The sequence below is a fragment of the Micromonospora rubida genome (genome assembly GCF_009908295.1).
Taxonomy (GTDB): Bacteria; Actinomycetota; Actinomycetes; order Mycobacteriales; family Micromonosporaceae; genus Micromonospora; species Micromonospora rubida.
Genome location: NZ_JAAALO010000002.1, coordinates 543,014 through 558,374, shown reverse-complemented (window position 1 = coordinate 558,374; position 15,361 = coordinate 543,014). Strand labels below are relative to the sequence as shown.

The following is a 15,361-nucleotide window of genomic DNA, read 5'->3' as shown; positions in this document are numbered from 1 at the left end:
CTGTCCGCGGCGCCCCTTTCGTCGTCAGCGCCAGCGGGCGATGACCGTGGACCCGCCGATGACCTTGTCGCCCGGCCCGACCAGCGGGTCGGCCGCGTCGGCCGGCAGGTAGACGTCGGTCCGCGAGCCGAACCGGATCAGGCCGAACCGTTCGCCCCTGGCCAGCAGCGACCCGATCGGTGCGCGCTGCACGATCCGCCGGGCGATCAGCCCGGTGCGCTGCGCGACGACCACCGTGCCGTGCTCGGTGTCCAGCACCGTGTACGCCGCCACGTTGTGTTCGGCGTCCGGCTTCATCGCGTTGACGAAGCCGCCGTCGGCGACGAAGTAGTCGACCACCTTGCCGGCCACCGGTGACCGGTTGACGTGCACGTCCAGCACCGAGAGGAAGACCGCGACCCGCAGCCACTCGCCGTCGCCGAAGCGCTCGTCGTGCAGCCGCTGCACCGAGAGCACCTGCCCGTCGGCGGCCGCCACGACGGCCGACGGGTCCTCGGGGACGTCCCGCTCCGGGTCCCGGAAGAACGCGGCCACCGGGGCTGCGGCCAGCGCCGGCAGCAGCCACAGCTTCGACTTCGGCCGGACGGCCCGGGTCAGCGCGGCGAGCCCGAGGACGATCCCGGCCGCGGCCACGCCGTTGGAGTCGATGTGCATGCCCCGGGTCAGCGGGACGCTGGACGGCCGGTGGGCCGGGGCGAGCCGGGCCGCGACGGCCACGACGGCCGGGGTGAAGCGGAGCCGGTACACCCGTACCGGCGGGGAGTTGCGCAGCACCAGGTCCGTCCCGGCGGCGTGCAGCACGCCCTGCCGCTCCAACTCGGCGGCGGCGCCGGCGGTGCGCCCCGGGGCGGCGGGCGCGGCGAGGCTGAGCACCGCGCCGTCGGCGAGGTACTTGGCCAGGCCGTCGATGGTCGTGCGGGCATCCTCTGCGGTGCCGGTGAGCGGCTCGGCGGCGATCACCACCTCGGCGGCGTCGGCCTCGGCGAGGGAGTCCACCACCCGAACCCGGTCGGCGACCCAGCGGCCCTGGGCGGTCACGTGTTCACGCAGCGCGGCGGGCGTGGCCGTCGCGGACGGCACCACGGTGAGGGAGTCGCCGGGCAGCAGGGCGTCGATTGCCGCGGCCAGCACCGCGGACTCCGGGGCCGCGCCGACCAGCAGGGCGGCCTTCGGGTCGTTGCGCCGGGCGAGCTCGGTGACGAGGGTACGGGCGGCGCGCTCGCCGATGCGGACCGGACCGGGCCGGCCGGAGGTTCGCACGGCGGGGGACTGGGTCATGTCGGACTGGCTCCTGACGGGGTAGAGACGGAATCGCGGCGGGACCGCCACGGCGACCCGGTCGGGTCGGCCGCAGAACGGGCCAGCGACCTGCCGGAGCGGCTGCGGACGGGGCCGCGGCCAGTGCCGGCCGGCGGAGGCGAGCTCTCCACCGGCCAGCATATGCGCCCGGCGCGGGCGACCGCACCGCCGTGGTCAGCCGTCCGCCCGCTGCGGCCCGCGGCGCGGCGCGTCCGGGTTTGTCGGGTCGGTCGGGTCGGACGTCGGCCCCGCGACGGTCGGGTCGGCCGTCAACCGGGGCAGCGGCTCGGTGACCCGTTCAGCGGCCGGGCCGGGCGGTGGCCCGCCCGTGGGGTCGGCGTCGAGCGGGTCCGCCGGCGACCAGCGGGGCGTCCCGCCGCCGCTGACCGGCCGATCCTCGACCGCCCCCGGCCGCTCGTCGGTGACCGCCGCGGTGGGCCACTCGTCGGCCAGGGCCGGCCCGGTCTCGGTGAGCGGCCGTTCGGGGCCCGGCCGATCGCCGAAGCCGGCGTCCACGGTGTCCACCGGTGCCGGCCGTTCGGCGTCGCGCCGGTCGCCGGAGCCCGCGTCCGCCGGTGCCGGCCGTTCGGCGTCGCGCCGGTCGCCCCGGCCGGAACGCAGCGCGCCGACCAGGCCCAGCACGCCGATCAGGATCAGCCCGCCGGCCAGGAACCAGCCGACCGGCGGGAGGTCCAGGCCGAGCAGCTGGGCGAGCAGCCACCACCCGGCCAGGGCGACAAAGACCAGGCCGAAGCCCAGCGACACGACATCGGTGCGGTGGGCCTTCACCGGGTCACCTCCAGGTTGCCGGCGTTGATGCGGACGTACAGGCGCAGCTTCCCGCCCCCGGCGCCGTCCGCGCCGAGGTCGGTGCTCTCCCGGAGCCGGCCGTTCAGCCCTCCGGAGCGTTTGCCGAAGATCGTGGCGTCCCCGGCGTTGACCTCGGCGATCGTGGTGACGTCGACGTTCGCCGGCACCACCACGGTCGCCTTCCCGAACTGGACCGCGACGGTGACCTGGCTGTCCTGCTTGTCGAAGTCGATCCCGCGCAGGTCGAGCACGGCGTCGCCGAACCTGTTCTCGTACCGGTCGGCCAGGTCACGGCGGTCCGTGGGCGCCCAGGTGACGTCCCCGTCGAATCCCCGGATCCGGTCGTAGGACTCGGTTACGGTCGCGACGCCGAGCGCCGCAGCGGTGACCAGCCCGAGCGCGATGAGCCAGCGGGCCCGGCCGAACCAGGCGCCGACGAGCAGGCCGAGCCCGACCGTCGCCAGGGCCGCCGCGAAGTACGCCGCCGCCCCCACGTGGATCACGTCCAGCAGGTCTAGCATGGCGACCACCCCGAGCGCCAGGAAGACCAGCGAGAAGGTCACGGCACCCAGCGGGGAGCGTTCCCGGGGCTGCTTCGGGGGCTTGACCGGGCGGGGCGGCGGGGGAGCCTGCTGCGGGCCCTTGGCGTACGGGCCGTGTGGGGCGAACGGCGGCCGGTAGCCGGCCGGCGGCTGGGGCGCGGCGACCGGCGGGTAGCCCGTCGCGGGCACGCCGACCGGGGGGAGGGAGCCGGTCGACGTGGCCGCCGACGGCCAGGCGGGGAGCCCGGCGGTCGACCCGGCCGGGGCGGCCGCCCAAGCGGCGGCGGGCTGCCCGGGCGCTGTCGTCCCGGACCGCTGCCCTGCGAACGGCCACCCGGCGGGCTGGCCGGGAGCCGAAGGCCCGACCGGCGGCAGCCCGCCCGCGGGCGGGGCGAAGAGGCCGGGCGCGGGCCACGCGACCGGCGGCACCGGGCCCGGCGCGGTGGCGGCCGGCGCGCCGGGCACCGGACCCCGGTCGGCGGGTGCGCCCCGGCCGAACGTCCCGCGCTCGCGGTTGAGCAGCAGCGCGCCGCCGACCAGGATGGCCGCGCCCAGCAGCACCGCCCGGAACCCGTCGGTGACGATGTACCCGAAGCTCACCGCCACCAGGATGCCCAGCACGATCACGGTGAGCGGGGACATGCTCGACCGGCCCCGGCCCAGCATGGACTCGACCGGGGAGGCGGTGTCGCCCTCGCCCGGGATGATCAGCCAGGCCGTGACGTACACCAGGATGCCGATGCCGCCGAAGAAGCCGAGCACGGCCAGCAGCACCCGCCACAACACCGGGTCGGTGTTGGTGGCCCGGCCGATCGCCGCGCAGACGCCGGCCAGGTAGCGGCCCTCGCGGGGCCGGACCAGCCCGTACCGGGAGGTGAAGCCGGCGCCCTCGGGCGGCGGGGGCGGGGTCGCGTACCCCCCGGATGGTGGTGGTGGCGGGGTGCCCGGCCCCTGGCCGTGGGGCCCGAAGGTCTCCCCGGCCGGCGGCGACCAGGCCGGGTTGCCGCCGGCGGTCGGCGGCGGCCGGCCGCCCGACGCGGACGCCCTCGGGTCGGCGGCGCCGGGAGTGCCCGGTCCCGTCGGGGTTCCGGTCGCGGCGACCCCCGGTGTCGCGGGGGAGCCGGTAGCAGCCCGCTCCCCCGGCCCGGCGGGCGCCGCCGGCCCGAAGACGGTCGGTTCGGTCCAGCTGGCGGGCGTGGTGGGAGCCGGATCCGCCGGTGGCGGCCCGTCCGGCCGTGCCGCCCCGGGACGGGGTGGCGGGGCAGCTTCCTCGGTCATGCTTCGATCCTGCTGCCCCGACCGGCCGGGTGGCCTCAGGACCTGACCCTGACCCCACCCTGAGATCCGAGCGGCCGGGATGTCGGGGGCGTCCCCGTGGCCCGCTGGGGTCCCCGCGTGTGACGATCGAGACCGGCACGCCGGTCCGGCGCCGCCGCGTCGCATCCTGAGCAGGGAGTATCCGATCAGCACCGTGATCCAGCCGCCCCGGCTCTACCGGGCGCCCGAGCACCGGATGGCCGCCGGTGTCGCCGCAGGCATCGCCGACCACCTCGGCATCCCGGTGGTGCGGGTGCGGATCGCCTTCACGGTGCTGCTCGGCCTCAGCGGGCTCGGGATGCTGCTCTACGCCGCCTTCTGGGCGGTCGTCCCGCTGCGGCCGGGGGACACCGCCGCCCCGCCCCGGCGGGACATCGGGCAGTTGCTGCCGTTCGTGGCGATCGGGCTCGGGGTGCTGCTGGTGCAGGTGATGGTCTTCGACTCGGTCGGCGCGGCGGGCACCGCCGGTTGGCTGGTCGCGATCATCGCGGTGGGCGCCGGGGTGATCTGGCACCAGGCCGCGCCGGAGCGCCGCCGGCAGTGGGGCGAGTCGATGCCGGTGCCCTGGCTGGGCGCGGTGGTGGAGGAGAGCGACCGGCGGGCCTTCGTGCTGCGGTTCATCGGCGGCGGGGTGCTGGTCGCGGTGGGCATCATCGGCGTCGTGGCGGTCTACTCGCCGGTGCAGAACTTCGCAGCGGTGCTCAACGGCATCATCTTCGCGCTGGTCGGGCTGGCCGGCGTGGGGGTGGTGGCGGCCCCGGTGCTCTGGCGGACGTACAACCAGCTCCGCTCGGAGCGCGAGGGGCGCATCCGGGAGCAGGAACGGGCGGAGCTGGCCGCCATGGTGCACGACCAGGTGCTGCACACCCTCGCGCTGATCCAGCGCAACGCCGCCGACGTGACGGCCGTGCAGCGGCTGGCGCGCGGCCAGGAGCGTTCGCTGCGCAACTGGCTCTACAAGCCGGCCACCTCGCCCACGGAACGGTTCGCGGCGGCCCTGGAGCAGGCTGCGGCCGAGGTCGAGGACACCTTCGCGATCACCGTGGAAACGGTGGTGGTGGGCGACCGGGACACCGACGAGCGGATCGGCGCGCTGGTCGCGGCGGCCCGGGAGGCGCTGGTGAACGCGGCCCGGCACGCCGGGGTGCGGACCGTCTCGCTGTACGCGGAGGTGGAGCCGGACCAGGTGAGCGCCTTCGTCCGGGATCGGGGCAAGGGCTTCGACCCGGATACCGTGGGGGACCACCGGCACGGGGTCCGGGGGTCGATCATCGGACGGATGAGGCGGCACGGCGGCCGGGCGGAGATCCGCTCCGAGCCGGGTGAGGGAACCGAGGTCCGGTTGATCCTGCCGATCCCCCGCGACCAGTCCACGACGGAGAGGGACAAATGATCATGGCTGAGCACGGGCCGGTCGAGGGGACGCAGGGCAGCCCCGAGCGGCTGCGCGTCTTCCTCGTCGACGACCATGCCATGTTCCGCGCGGGGGTCCGCGCCGAGCTGGGCGCCCACGTCGAGGTGGTGGGCGAGGCCAGCACGGTGGCCGAGGCGGTCGCCCGGATCGCCGCCACCGCTCCCGACGTGGTGCTGCTGGACGTGCACATGCCCGATGGCGGCGGCCGGGCGGTGCTGGAGGCGATGCGCCGGACCCACCCGCAGGTGCGCTTCCTGGCGCTGAGCGTCTCCGACGCGGCGGAGGACGTGATCGGCCTCATCCGGGCCGGCGCCCGGGGCTACGTCACCAAGACCATCTCCCCGGACGAGCTGGCCGCGGCGGTGCGCCGGGTGGCCGACGGCGACGCCGTGTTCAGCCCCCGGCTGGCCGGGTTCGTGCTGGACGCCTTCGCCGCCCGGCCGGACGCCCCGGTGGCCGACCCGGAGCTGGACCAGCTCACCAACCGGGAACGCGAGGTGCTCCGGCTGCTCGCCCGGGGGTACGCGTACAAGGAGATCGCCAAGGAGCTCTACATCTCGATCAAGACGGTCGAGACGCACGTGTCGAACGTGCTGCGCAAGCTCCAGATGTCCAACCGGTACGAGCTGTCCCGCTGGGCGGCGGACCGCCGCCTGGTCTGACGTCGGCCGCCCGGCCACTCCGTCCGCGCACCTCCGCGCGGGGCATTTCGTCGAACCCGCCGGCGTCACCCCGAGTGACAATGAGGTAGGCCGCCTCTGTCCCCTCGTCCACCCAGCCGGCTATGGTGCCCGCACAGCCGAAGTCGACATCGTCCGGATGGGCAAATACGGCCAGCGCACGGAGGATGCCGGCGAGCGCCGGTGGGGAGGCGGGGAAGCTCACAGAGTTGGGCCTACGCGGCGACCCGAGCGAGGGGGGTCGACAGCGTTTTGCCTGGTCAGAGCGATGCTGTCGGGCCGAATCATGATCTTTTCTCAAGTATCGGCAACGCTGCGACCAACTAACGGCTTGATAACGGCACCTTCACGTAACGGGCCGGTAGGTGTCACAGTTGCAGCACCTCACCCCCGGTGTAAGGCGCCCATGCACGGTTCTGCGACCACGGAAGCCGTTGAGCAGTCACGGTTCGTGGCCGTCGAGCCCTGCGCGGAGCCGAGCCCCGGTGTGGTGTGGTGGTCCGGCGATCGGTACATCAGGGGTGTCCCGATTTTTCTGCGGTTAACCGGTGGTCAATGGTTGCGGTTGCCGGCGGTGTCACCCCCATACGTGCGTGAAACTCACGACGGAACCAGGCTAGAAAGAGGAGGCCCCTCGGAATGAGAGTCTCGAAGCGGGCGAGTGGCGCGATCGCGTTGGGCGCGGCTTTCGCGCTCGTCGCGTCCGGCTGCTCCAGCAGCGACGACGGCGGCGACGCCGGTAACAGCGCGGACGGTGCCATCACGGTCGACGGCACCGAGCCGGAGAACCCGCTGGTCCCGGCGAACACCACCGAGACCGGTGGCGGCAAGATCATCGACTGGATGTGGACCGGCCTGGTCGAGTACCCCAACGACGGTGGCGCCCCGCGGAACGCCCTGGCCGAGTCGATCGAGACGGCCGACTCCAAGGTCTACAAGATCAAGATCAAGCAGGACACGAAGTTCCACGACGGCACCGTCGTCAAGGCCAAGAACTTCGTGGACGCCTGGAACTGGGGTGCCCACTCGCCGAACGGCGCGCAGAACTCCAGCTTCTTCGCCGACATCCAGGGCTTCGAGGACGTCAACACCTCCGACCCGGACGGCGCGGACGGCCCGCAGAAGGCCCCGGAGCCGAAGGCCAAGGAGATGTCCGGCCTGAAGGTCGTCGACGACTGGAACTTCGAGGTCACGCTCACCGCGCCGACCGCCGTGTTCCCGACCAAGCTCGGCTACAGCACCTTCATGCCGCTGCCGGACGCGTTCTTCGCGGGCAAGGCGGAGGACTTCGGCAAGAAGCCGATCGGCAACGGCCCGGTCAAGTTCGTGTCGTGGGAGAACAACGTCTCCATCAAGCTGACTCGTTTCGACGACTACCAGCTGCGCGACAAGATGAAGATCAAGGACGTCAACGTCAAGATCTCCCAGGACGACACGGCGGTCTACAGCGAGCTGGTCTCCAACAACATCGACTTCCAGCAGCAGGTTCCGGTCTCCGCCCTCGCGGGTGACAAGTGGAAGCAGGACCTGGGCGAGCGGGCCGTCTCGTCGGTTGCCCCGGTCACCGGCATCATCGCCTTCCCGATCTACGACAAGCGCTTCACCGACCCGAAGCTGCGTCGCGCCGTCTCCCTGTCGATCAACCGGCAGGAGATCACCGACAAGATCTTCTTCGGTAACCGCAAGCCGGCCGACAGCTGGGCCAACCCGCTGGCCCCCGGTGCGGCGCCGGGCAACTGCACCGCCTGCCAGTTCCAGGTCGACGAGGCCAAGAAGCTGCTCGCCGAGGCCGGTGGCTTCAGCGGCGAAATGGTCTTCTACTACAACGCGGACGCCAGCCACAAGGAGTGGATGGAGGCCGTCGCGCAGCAGGTCAAGACCAACCTCGGCATCAACGCCCGCGCCGAGGGCGTGCCGACCTTCGCGGTGTTCCGCCAGAACATCAACGCCCACAAGATGAAGGGCCCGTACCGCGCCGGCTGGCAGCAGGACTACCCGGACGTCGAGAACTGGGTCAACCCGCTCTACGTGACCGGCGGCTCCTCGAACGACGGCCTGTACACCAACAAGCAGGTCGACGCTCTCGCCAAGGAGGCCGGTGCGGCTCCGAGCCTGGACGCGTCGCACGCCAAGTTCGCCGAGGCCGTCAAGCTGATCGACGCTGACGCCCCGTCGATCCCGGTCTACTTCTCGGGCCAGCAGTCCGGTCACTCGGAGAAGATCAAGAAGATGGAACTGACCAACGTCGGCGAACTCGACATCACCACGGTCGAGCTCTGATCCGTTCGGTCTGACCCCGGGTCGGGCTCACCTACCGGTGGGCCCGGCCCGGAGCCGTTCCGCGAGGGGTGTACAACATCCCTCGCCACGTTGACGCCAACCGTGTCGGCCCCCTCGCCCGACGCGCCCCCTGTCAGGAGGACCACCCCATGGGCCGTTATCTGTTGAGACGGCTACTGCAACTCGTCCCGGTCTTCATTGGTACGACTTTCCTGATCTACTGGCTCGTCTGGTCGGTGCCGGGCGACCCGTTCGCCGGCAAGTGCGGCGACCGCCGGTGTCCGGACACGTACATCAACTTCATGACCGAGAAGTACCAGCTCGACCAGTCGATCTGGGTGCAGTACGCCACCTACATGAAGAACCTGTTCCAGGGGGACTTCGGCGTCACGTACAACAACCGCGCCGTCGGGGACATCATCGCCACCGCGTACCCGAACACGCTGAAGCTCGCCGTGGTGGCCCTGGCGATCGAGGCGATCATCGGCCTTTCCGCCGGTGTCCTGACCGGCCTGCGGCGCAACGGCTTCCTCGACAACCTGGTCCTCGTCTCCACCCTCTTCCTGATCGCGCTGCCGGTGTTCGTCATCGGCTTCATCCTGCAGTGGCTGCTCGGCGTGAAGTGGGGCATCGTCGACCCGACCGTCTCCAGCGAGATGCGGTTTTCGGAGCTGCTCCTACCGGGCTTCGTCCTAGGCAGCGCGTCCATGGCGTACGTCGCCCGGGTGGCACGCACCAGCATCGCGGAGAACCGCCGTGCCGACTACGTCCGCACCGCCATCGCCAAGGGCCTGCCGATGCGCCGCGTCGTCGGCGTGCACCTGCTGCGCAACTCGCTGATTCCGGTTGTCACCCTCCTCGGCACCGACCTCGGCGCGCTGATGGGCGGTGCCATCGTCACCGAGGGCATCTTCAGCATCAACGGCATCGGCCGCGCCGTCCTCCGGGCGATCGTCACCAAGGAGAGCGCTACCGTTGTCTCCATCGTGGTGGTCCTCGTGCTGGTCTACCTCCTGATGAACCTGCTGGTGGACCTGCTCTACGCCGCCCTGGACCCGAGGATCCGCTATGAGTGAGCGGCGTGTCGAACGAATTTTGAACGCAGCGTGCCGTGACCACCGTCCCGGCACCCAGCGCAGCGAGGTGGCGGCATGAGTGACCCCAGCACCGCATCGATCGTCTCGACCCCGCCCACCGAGGCCGGGTCCGGCGCTCCCGTCGACGCCGGCCTGCCGGAGAACGCCCGCCGGGAGAAGCCCCGCGGACTGCTCGGCGACGCCTGGAGCGACCTGCGCCGCAAGCCGCTGTTCTGGATCTCGGCGACGTTCATCCTGATCTTCGTACTGATGGCGGCCTTCCCGTCGCTGTTCACCTCCGGCGACGCGGTCAACGGCGCGCTGTCCCGCAGTCGGGTCGAGCCGTCGGGCGACGCCTGGTTCGGGTACGACGTGCAGGGCCGGGACGTCTATGCCCGGGTCATCTACGGCGCCCGCGCCTCGATTATCGTGGCCCTGGTCTCCACCGTCGGCACGCTGCTGATCGGCGGCGCGATCGGCATGCTCGCCGGCTACCTCGGCGGCTGGGCGGACGCCCTGCTCTCCCGCTTCGGCGACATCTTCTTCGGCCTGCCCTTCGTGCTCGGTGCGATCGTCATCCTGACCACCTTCAACGGGGCGGGGTCGAGCAACAACGAGTGGTACATCATGGCCCTGGTCATCATGTCCCTGGTCGTGCTGAGCTGGCCGGTCGTGATGCGCCTGATGCGCTCCTCGGTGCTGGCCACCAAGGAGGCCGACTACATCATGGCGGCCCGGGCGCTGGGAGCCGGCACCGGCCGGATCATCATCAAGCACCTGCTGCCGAACTGCCTGGCCCCGCTGCTGGTCTACGGCACCATTCTGGTCGGGTCGTTCATCGGCGCGGAGGCGACGCTGTCCTTCCTGGGCATCGGCCTGAAGAGCCCGGTGGTCTCGTGGGGCATCATGATCAGCGAAGCGCAGAACTACATCCGGGTCTCGCCCTTCCTGCTCTTTTTCCCCTCCGCGTTCCTCGTCACCGCCGTCCTCAGCTTTGTGATGCTCGGTGAGGCGGTCCGCGAGGCCCTCGATCCGAAACTGCGCTAGGGGAGATTGAGTTGTCCGACATTCTCGTGACCGAGCAGTCCCAGCCGGGCGCCGACGGATCCGGCCGCCCCTCCGGCCGCCTCCTGGAGGTCGAGGACCTGCGGGTGGAGTTCCGCACCCGGGACGGCGTCGCCAAGGTCATCAACGGGGTCACCTACCACGTCGACGCGGGGGAGACCCTCGCCGTGCTCGGCGAGTCCGGCTCCGGCAAGAGCGTCACCGCGCAGGCCGTCATGGGCATTCTCGACACGCCGCCCGGGTTCGTCACCGGGGGCGAGGTGCGCTTCCACGGCAAGGACATGCTCACCATGTCCGCCGAGGAGCGCCGCCGCATCCGCGGCGAGGGCATCGCGATGATCTTCCAGGACGCGCTCTCCGCGCTGAACCCGGTCTTCACCATCGGGTTCCAGATCGCTGAGCAGTTCCGGATCCGGCGGGGCCTCGGCCGCGCCGAGGCCAAGAAGCGTGCCATCGAGATGCTCGACCAGGTCAAGATCCCGAACGCCAAGGGCCGGTTCAGCAACTATCCGCACCAGTTCTCCGGCGGCATGCGGCAGCGCGCGATGATCGCGATGTCGCTGGCGCTCGACCCGGAGGTGCTGATCGCGGACGAGCCGACCACTGCGCTCGACGTGACCGTGCAGGCCCAGATCATGGACCTGCTCGCCGAGCTTCAGCGCGAGCGGCAGATGGGCCTGATCCTGATCACCCACGACCTCGGCGTGGTCGCCGACGTCGCGGACCGGATCGCCGTCATGTACGCCGGGCGGATCGTCGAGGAAGCCGATGTCTTCGAGCTGTACGCCAAGCCGGCGCATCCGTACACCCTCGGCCTGATCGACTCGATCCCGCGGATGGACGAGCGGGGGCAGCAGCTCCGCACCATCAAGGGCCTGCCGCCGAACCTGATGAACATCCCGCCGGGCTGCCCGTTCAACCCGCGCTGCCCCATGGCGCAGCCGGTCTGCCGGGAGAAGGTGCCGCCGCTGCTGCAGATCGGCAGCAACCGGGCCAGCGCCTGCCACTTCGCCGAGGAGCTGGTTAACCGTGACTGAGAACATCCTCGAGGTCCGTGACCTGGTCAAGCACTACCCCGTCACCCAGGGCATCGTCTTCAAGAAGACCATCGGTCAGGTCAAGGCCGTCGACGGGGTCTCGTTCGAGCTGAGGTCCGGCGAGACGCTCGGCGTGGTCGGCGAGTCCGGCTGCGGCAAGTCGACGCTGGCCCGGGTCCTGATGAACCTGGAGCGGCCGACCGCCGGCAGCGTGCTCTACAAGGGGCAGGACATCTCCAAGCTGTCCGGCGGGGCGCTGCGCCGGCTGCGCCGACAGATCCAGCTGGTCATGCAGGACCCGTACACCTCGCTGAACCCGCGCATGACGGTCGGCGACCTGATCGGTGAGCCGTTCGAGATCCACCCCGAGGTGGCCCCGAAGGGCAGCCGGCGGCAGAAGGTCAAGGAGCTGCTCGACCTGGTCGGGTTGAACCCGGAGCACATCCACCGGTACCCGCACCAGTTCTCCGGCGGCCAGCGCCAGCGCATCGGCATCGCCCGCGCGCTCGCCCTGCGCCCGGAGATCATTGTCTGCGACGAGCCGGTGTCGGCCCTGGACGTCTCCATCCAGGCCCAGGTGATGAACCTGCTGGAGAAGCTCCAGAACGAGTTCGGCCTGTCCTACGTCTTCATCGCCCACGACCTGTCGGTGGTCCGGCACCTGTCGGACCGGGTCGCGGTGATGTACCTCGGCAAGATCGTGGAGATCGGCACCGAGGACGAGATCTACGAGCGGCCGACCCACCCGTACACCCAGGCGCTGCTGTCGGCGGTGCCGGTGCCGGACCCGACCCTGCGGGACCAGAAGGCGATCATCCGGCTCACCGGTGACGTCCCCTCGCCGGTCAGCCCGCCCTCGGGCTGCCGGTTCCGCACCCGGTGCTGGAAGGCGCAGGATGTCTGCGCCGAGCAGGTTCCGCTGCTGGAGATCCGTTCCGGCTCGGACCACGCGAGCGCCTGCCACTTCGCGGAGAAGCGCGAGATCGTCGCGACCCACGAGGCGTGAGCCTCCCGGGCTGACCGACCCCGACCCCCGACCGCCCCCGGCGGTCGGGGGTCGATCCATCCGTGACCGCCCGCGCGATACCCGCTCGGGCGGTCGCGCAAATACCCGGAAAGAGGGGCCTCGGGGTCGCGCGGAGGCCACCCTTTCCGGGTATTTGCGCGCACGTGACCGGCGGGGCCGGGGCGGGGCGGGGGTTACAGCGGGCCGCGGCCGGCGCGGAGCAGCAGCAGGGCGAACTGCGTGCCGTCGGCGCCGAGGGCCTGGCGGAACCGCTCCAGGATCTCCCGTTCCCGGCTGAGCACCAGCCGGGTGCCGCCGGAGGCCATCCGGGTCACCCCGACCTCCTGGGACAGGGCGGCCCGCTCCTGCCACAGCTCGATCACGGTGCGGTCGATCTCGTCGATCCGCTTTCGGATGGCGACGATCCGCGCCGCGGCCGCCGAGTCGTCGGTCCCGGTCCGGGGCGTCCCGCCGGCCGTCGACGCCGGCTCCGTCCGGCCGTCATCGGCCGGCCCGCCGGCCTCGTGCTCGTTGCCCGGCCGGGACTGTGCCACGCTGCCGCTCTGCTCCACCACGTCTGTCATCATCGCCGTACCCCTCGGACGGTCGGGCCCGGTGCCCGGATCCCGGGACGGAAAAGCCCCGGGCTCTCCAGAGCCCGGGGCTTTTCGTAGGTCTGATCTGATCAGGCGCGACCCACGGCTGCCGGACTCCCGGTGCCGTAGTAAAAGTAGAAGCGCTGACCGAACACGTCGTCGAGTATGCCCACCCGCCGGCCCGGTCCGCAAGGATTCGCGCCGGGTCCACGGGGGTTCGTGGCGCGGGGCCCCTTCTCCGACCGGCGTCAGGCGGGGAGAAGGGGCCCCGCTCACACCTCAGCCGAGGCGGGTGATCCGATCGGCGGGGCCCGGCGCCACCGGGGCGCCCGCGCCCACGTACGACACCAGGGCGTCGACGTCGAAGCCGGGGGCGGTGGTGCGGCCGGCGCCGCCAGCCAGCTCGGTGAAGCCGTCGCCGCCGTTGGCCAGGAAGTCGTTCGTGGTGACCCGGTAGCTGGCCGCCGGGTCGATCGGGGTCCCGTTCAGCGCCAGGGCGCTCACCCGGGAGCCCGCCGGGGCGGTGCTGTCGTACGAGTAGGTCAGCCCGGCCGAGACCTGGAGGATCCGCTGGGCGGTCTGCCCGTTGAAGCCGGGGAACTGCTGCTCCAGCACGTTCTTGAGCTGGGCCCCGGTGAACGTCTGGGTGACCACCAGGTTGTTGAACGGCTGGACGCTGAACGCCTCGCCGTAGGTCACCTCACCCGGCGCCTCGCCGCCGACCGACGCCCCGTACGACAGGGAGGCCCGGACGCCGCCCGGGTTCATCAGGGCGATCTGCGCCCCGTCGCCGGCCGTGTACGCGAGTTGCGCGTCGGCGATCACGTCGCCGAGCGGGCTCTCGCCGTTGGGCCGGACGTCCCGGACGATGTCCGCGCTGATCTTCCCGACCACCCGGTTGGCGATCGGGGCGACCGCCGTGCGGTACTTGTCGGCCAGCGCCTTCGCGCGCGCGTCGACCAGCTCGGGGTTGCGGGCGAACACGCCGGGGGAGCTCTGCTGCCAGGTGCCGTCGGCGTTGCGGACGCCGTTCTCGACGACCACGTTGCGGGCGGAGATCCCGGTGAACCGGCCGGAGCGGCGGTCCAGCGAGTAGTCCACGTCGGTGACGAGCTGGCCGTTGGTGCCGGCGCTGGTGACCACGCTCTGCTGGCCGGCCGAGTTCGGCAGCGAGCAGGAGTAGAAGCGGTGGGTGTGGCCGGAGACGACCAGGCCGAACTCCGGCCGCAGGCCGCGCACGATGTCCACGATCGGGCCGGAGAAGTTGGCGCAGTCGGAGACGCCCGGGGTGCTCGGCGGCGGGGACTGCGCGCCGCCCTCGTGCACCAGCAGCACCATCGCCTTGACGCCGAAGAGCTTGAGCAGGCCGCCCCACTTGTTGGCGGTCTCCACCTCGTCCTTGAACGTGACCGAGGTGATGCCGGCGGGGTTGACGATGCCCGGGGTGCCCTCCAGGGTGACCCCGACGAAGCCGACCGGCACGCCGCCGACGAACTTGATGTCGACCGGGGGCAGGATCGGCAGGCCGGTCTTCTTGCTGACCGTGTTGGCCGCGAGGTAGGTGAACTTCGCGCCGGCGAAGCCGTCGCCGTCCTGGCAGCCGTCGACCGGGTGGCAGCCGCCCTTGTTGAGCCGGATCAGCTCGTTGACGCCCTCGTCGAACTCGTGGTTGCCGACCGAGCTGACCTGGAGGCCGATCTCGTCCATCAGCTCGATCGTCGGCTCGTCGTGGAACGCGGCGCTGACCAGGGGAGAGGCGCCGATCAGGTCGCCGGCGCCGACGGTGGTGCTGGTCCGCCCCTCGGCCTTCGCCTCGGCGCGGAGCTTCTTCAGCCAGGTGGCGAGGTACTCGACGCCGCCGGCCGGGGTGCCGTTGACGGTGGCGCCGCTGCCGCCGGGCGGGTCGATGGCGCCGTGGAAGTCGTTGTAGCTGAGGAAGTTGCCCTTGACCTCGCCGCCGAGCGGCTTGGCGTAGGAGACCGAGACCGGGGCGAGGGCCGCCCAGGGGTCGGCGGCCGGGGCCGGCGCGGGCCGCGTGGCGGCCGGCAGGGTGGCGACGACGGCCAGTGCGAGGGCCGGCGCGGCGAGGTGACGCAGCGCCGCCCGACCGCGCGAGCGCGGTTGACTCATGGTTTTTCTCCCAAATCGTGTACGGGGGAGGATCCGGGGTTTCCCGGCCATCGTCGTTTATCGGGGACGGCCGCGCCAGAGCCGGTCGGGTGACGGGTTGGTCTCTTCG

Annotated in this window: 13 protein-coding genes; 7 read left to right on the top strand and 6 right to left on the bottom strand. The window is 71.8% G+C overall.

Features of this window, described 5'->3' with window-relative positions:
- Nucleotides 1-24: 24 nt before the first annotated feature.
- The 3 genes from GVV04_RS06920 to GVV04_RS06910 all read right to left on the bottom strand — a co-directional run bounded on the left by GVV04_RS06920 (nt 25) and on the right by GVV04_RS06910 (nt 3,929).
- Nucleotides 25-1,278, bottom strand: a complete 1,254-nt coding sequence (locus tag GVV04_RS06920) for a phosphatidylserine decarboxylase (RefSeq protein ID WP_161685736.1) — start codon at nt 1,276-1,278, stop codon at nt 25-27.
- A gap of 195 nt (nt 1,279-1,473) precedes the next feature.
- Complete coding sequence (locus GVV04_RS32130; RefSeq protein WP_201753268.1) at nt 1,474-2,088, bottom strand: hypothetical protein; 615 nt, start codon at nt 2,086-2,088, stop codon at nt 1,474-1,476.
- Nucleotides 2,085-3,929 (bottom strand): PspC domain-containing protein, encoded by a 1,845-nt coding sequence (locus GVV04_RS06910; RefSeq protein ID WP_161685734.1) that lies wholly within the window; start codon nt 3,927-3,929, stop codon nt 2,085-2,087. The genes GVV04_RS32130 and GVV04_RS06910 overlap by 4 nt, the downstream gene beginning before the upstream one ends.
- Before the next feature lie 193 nt (nt 3,930-4,122).
- On the opposite strand from GVV04_RS06910, the gene GVV04_RS06905 reads away from it, so the two are divergent.
- Complete coding sequence (locus tag GVV04_RS06905) at nt 4,123-5,361, top strand: PspC domain-containing protein (protein ID WP_407938767.1); 1,239 nt, start codon at nt 4,123-4,125, stop codon at nt 5,359-5,361.
- Between the two features lie 2 nt (nt 5,362-5,363).
- Entirely contained in the window at nt 5,364-6,044 is a 681-nt protein-coding gene (locus GVV04_RS06900) for a response regulator (protein ID WP_161685732.1), read from the top strand.
- Here the strand turns inward: GVV04_RS06900 and GVV04_RS06895 are convergent.
- Nucleotides 5,944-6,267 carry a PIG-L deacetylase family protein gene (locus GVV04_RS06895; RefSeq protein ID WP_328822243.1) on the bottom strand — a complete coding sequence of 108 codons (324 nt, stop codon included), beginning with the start codon at nt 6,265-6,267 and terminating at the stop codon, nt 5,944-5,946. The genes GVV04_RS06900 and GVV04_RS06895 overlap by 101 nt on opposite strands.
- A 434-nt stretch (nt 6,268-6,701) precedes the next feature.
- On the opposite strand from GVV04_RS06895, the gene GVV04_RS06890 reads away from it, so the two are divergent.
- From GVV04_RS06890 to GVV04_RS06870, 5 genes are all read left to right on the top strand, one after another.
- Complete coding sequence (locus GVV04_RS06890) at nt 6,702-8,342, top strand: peptide ABC transporter substrate-binding protein (protein ID WP_161685730.1); 1,641 nt, start codon at nt 6,702-6,704, stop codon at nt 8,340-8,342.
- 149 nt (nt 8,343-8,491) lie between these two features.
- Nucleotides 8,492-9,418, top strand: a complete 927-nt coding sequence (locus tag GVV04_RS06885) for an ABC transporter permease (protein ID WP_161685728.1) — start codon at nt 8,492-8,494, stop codon at nt 9,416-9,418.
- Between the two features lie 75 nt (nt 9,419-9,493).
- The gene (locus GVV04_RS06880) at nt 9,494-10,465 is read left to right on the top strand and encodes an ABC transporter permease (protein WP_161685726.1); all 972 of its coding nucleotides are present in this window, start codon (nt 9,494-9,496) and stop codon (nt 10,463-10,465) included.
- Between the two features lie 26 nt (nt 10,466-10,491).
- Nucleotides 10,492-11,520: an ABC transporter ATP-binding protein gene (locus GVV04_RS06875; RefSeq protein ID WP_161686740.1), complete on the top strand. Its 1,029-nt coding sequence runs from the start codon at nt 10,492-10,494 to the stop codon at nt 11,518-11,520.
- Nucleotides 11,513-12,526 carry an ABC transporter ATP-binding protein gene (locus GVV04_RS06870; protein WP_161685724.1) on the top strand — a complete coding sequence of 338 codons (1,014 nt, stop codon included), beginning with the start codon at nt 11,513-11,515 and terminating at the stop codon, nt 12,524-12,526. Before GVV04_RS06875 ends, GVV04_RS06870 begins: the two co-directional genes overlap by 8 nt.
- A 194-nt stretch (nt 12,527-12,720) precedes the next feature.
- Here the strand turns inward: GVV04_RS06870 and GVV04_RS06865 are convergent, their stop codons facing one another.
- Together GVV04_RS06865 and GVV04_RS06860 are read right to left on the bottom strand one after the other, a co-directional pair.
- Nucleotides 12,721-13,110: a chorismate mutase gene (locus tag GVV04_RS06865; protein WP_407938766.1), complete on the bottom strand. Its 390-nt coding sequence runs from the start codon at nt 13,108-13,110 to the stop codon at nt 12,721-12,723.
- Nucleotides 13,111-13,401: 291 nt separating this feature from the next.
- Nucleotides 13,402-15,252, bottom strand: a complete 1,851-nt coding sequence (locus tag GVV04_RS06860) for a bifunctional metallophosphatase/5'-nucleotidase (RefSeq protein ID WP_161685721.1) — start codon at nt 15,250-15,252, stop codon at nt 13,402-13,404.
- Nucleotides 15,253-15,361 lie beyond the last annotated feature (109 nt).

Bases quoted from the DNA above. Each gene is read 5' to 3' on its own strand.
- GVV04_RS06920 (WP_161685736.1), bottom strand. From the start codon at position 1,278: ATGACCCAGTCCCCCGCCGTGCGAACCTCCGGCCGGCCCGGTCCGGTC.
- GVV04_RS06910 (WP_161685734.1), bottom strand. From the start codon at position 3,929: ATGACCGAGGAAGCTGCCCCGCCACCCCGTCCCGGGGCGGCACGGCCG.
- GVV04_RS06900 (WP_161685732.1), top strand. From the start codon at position 5,364: ATGGCTGAGCACGGGCCGGTCGAGGGGACGCAGGGCAGCCCCGAGCGG.
- GVV04_RS06890 (WP_161685730.1), top strand. From the start codon at position 6,702: ATGAGAGTCTCGAAGCGGGCGAGTGGCGCGATCGCGTTGGGCGCGGCT.
- GVV04_RS06885 (WP_161685728.1), top strand. From the start codon at position 8,492: ATGGGCCGTTATCTGTTGAGACGGCTACTGCAACTCGTCCCGGTCTTC.
- GVV04_RS06880 (WP_161685726.1), top strand. From the start codon at position 9,494: ATGAGTGACCCCAGCACCGCATCGATCGTCTCGACCCCGCCCACCGAG.
- GVV04_RS06865 (WP_407938766.1), bottom strand. From the start codon at position 13,110: ATGACAGACGTGGTGGAGCAGAGCGGCAGCGTGGCACAGTCCCGGCCG.
- GVV04_RS06860 (WP_161685721.1), bottom strand. From the start codon at position 15,252: ATGAGTCAACCGCGCTCGCGCGGTCGGGCGGCGCTGCGTCACCTCGCC.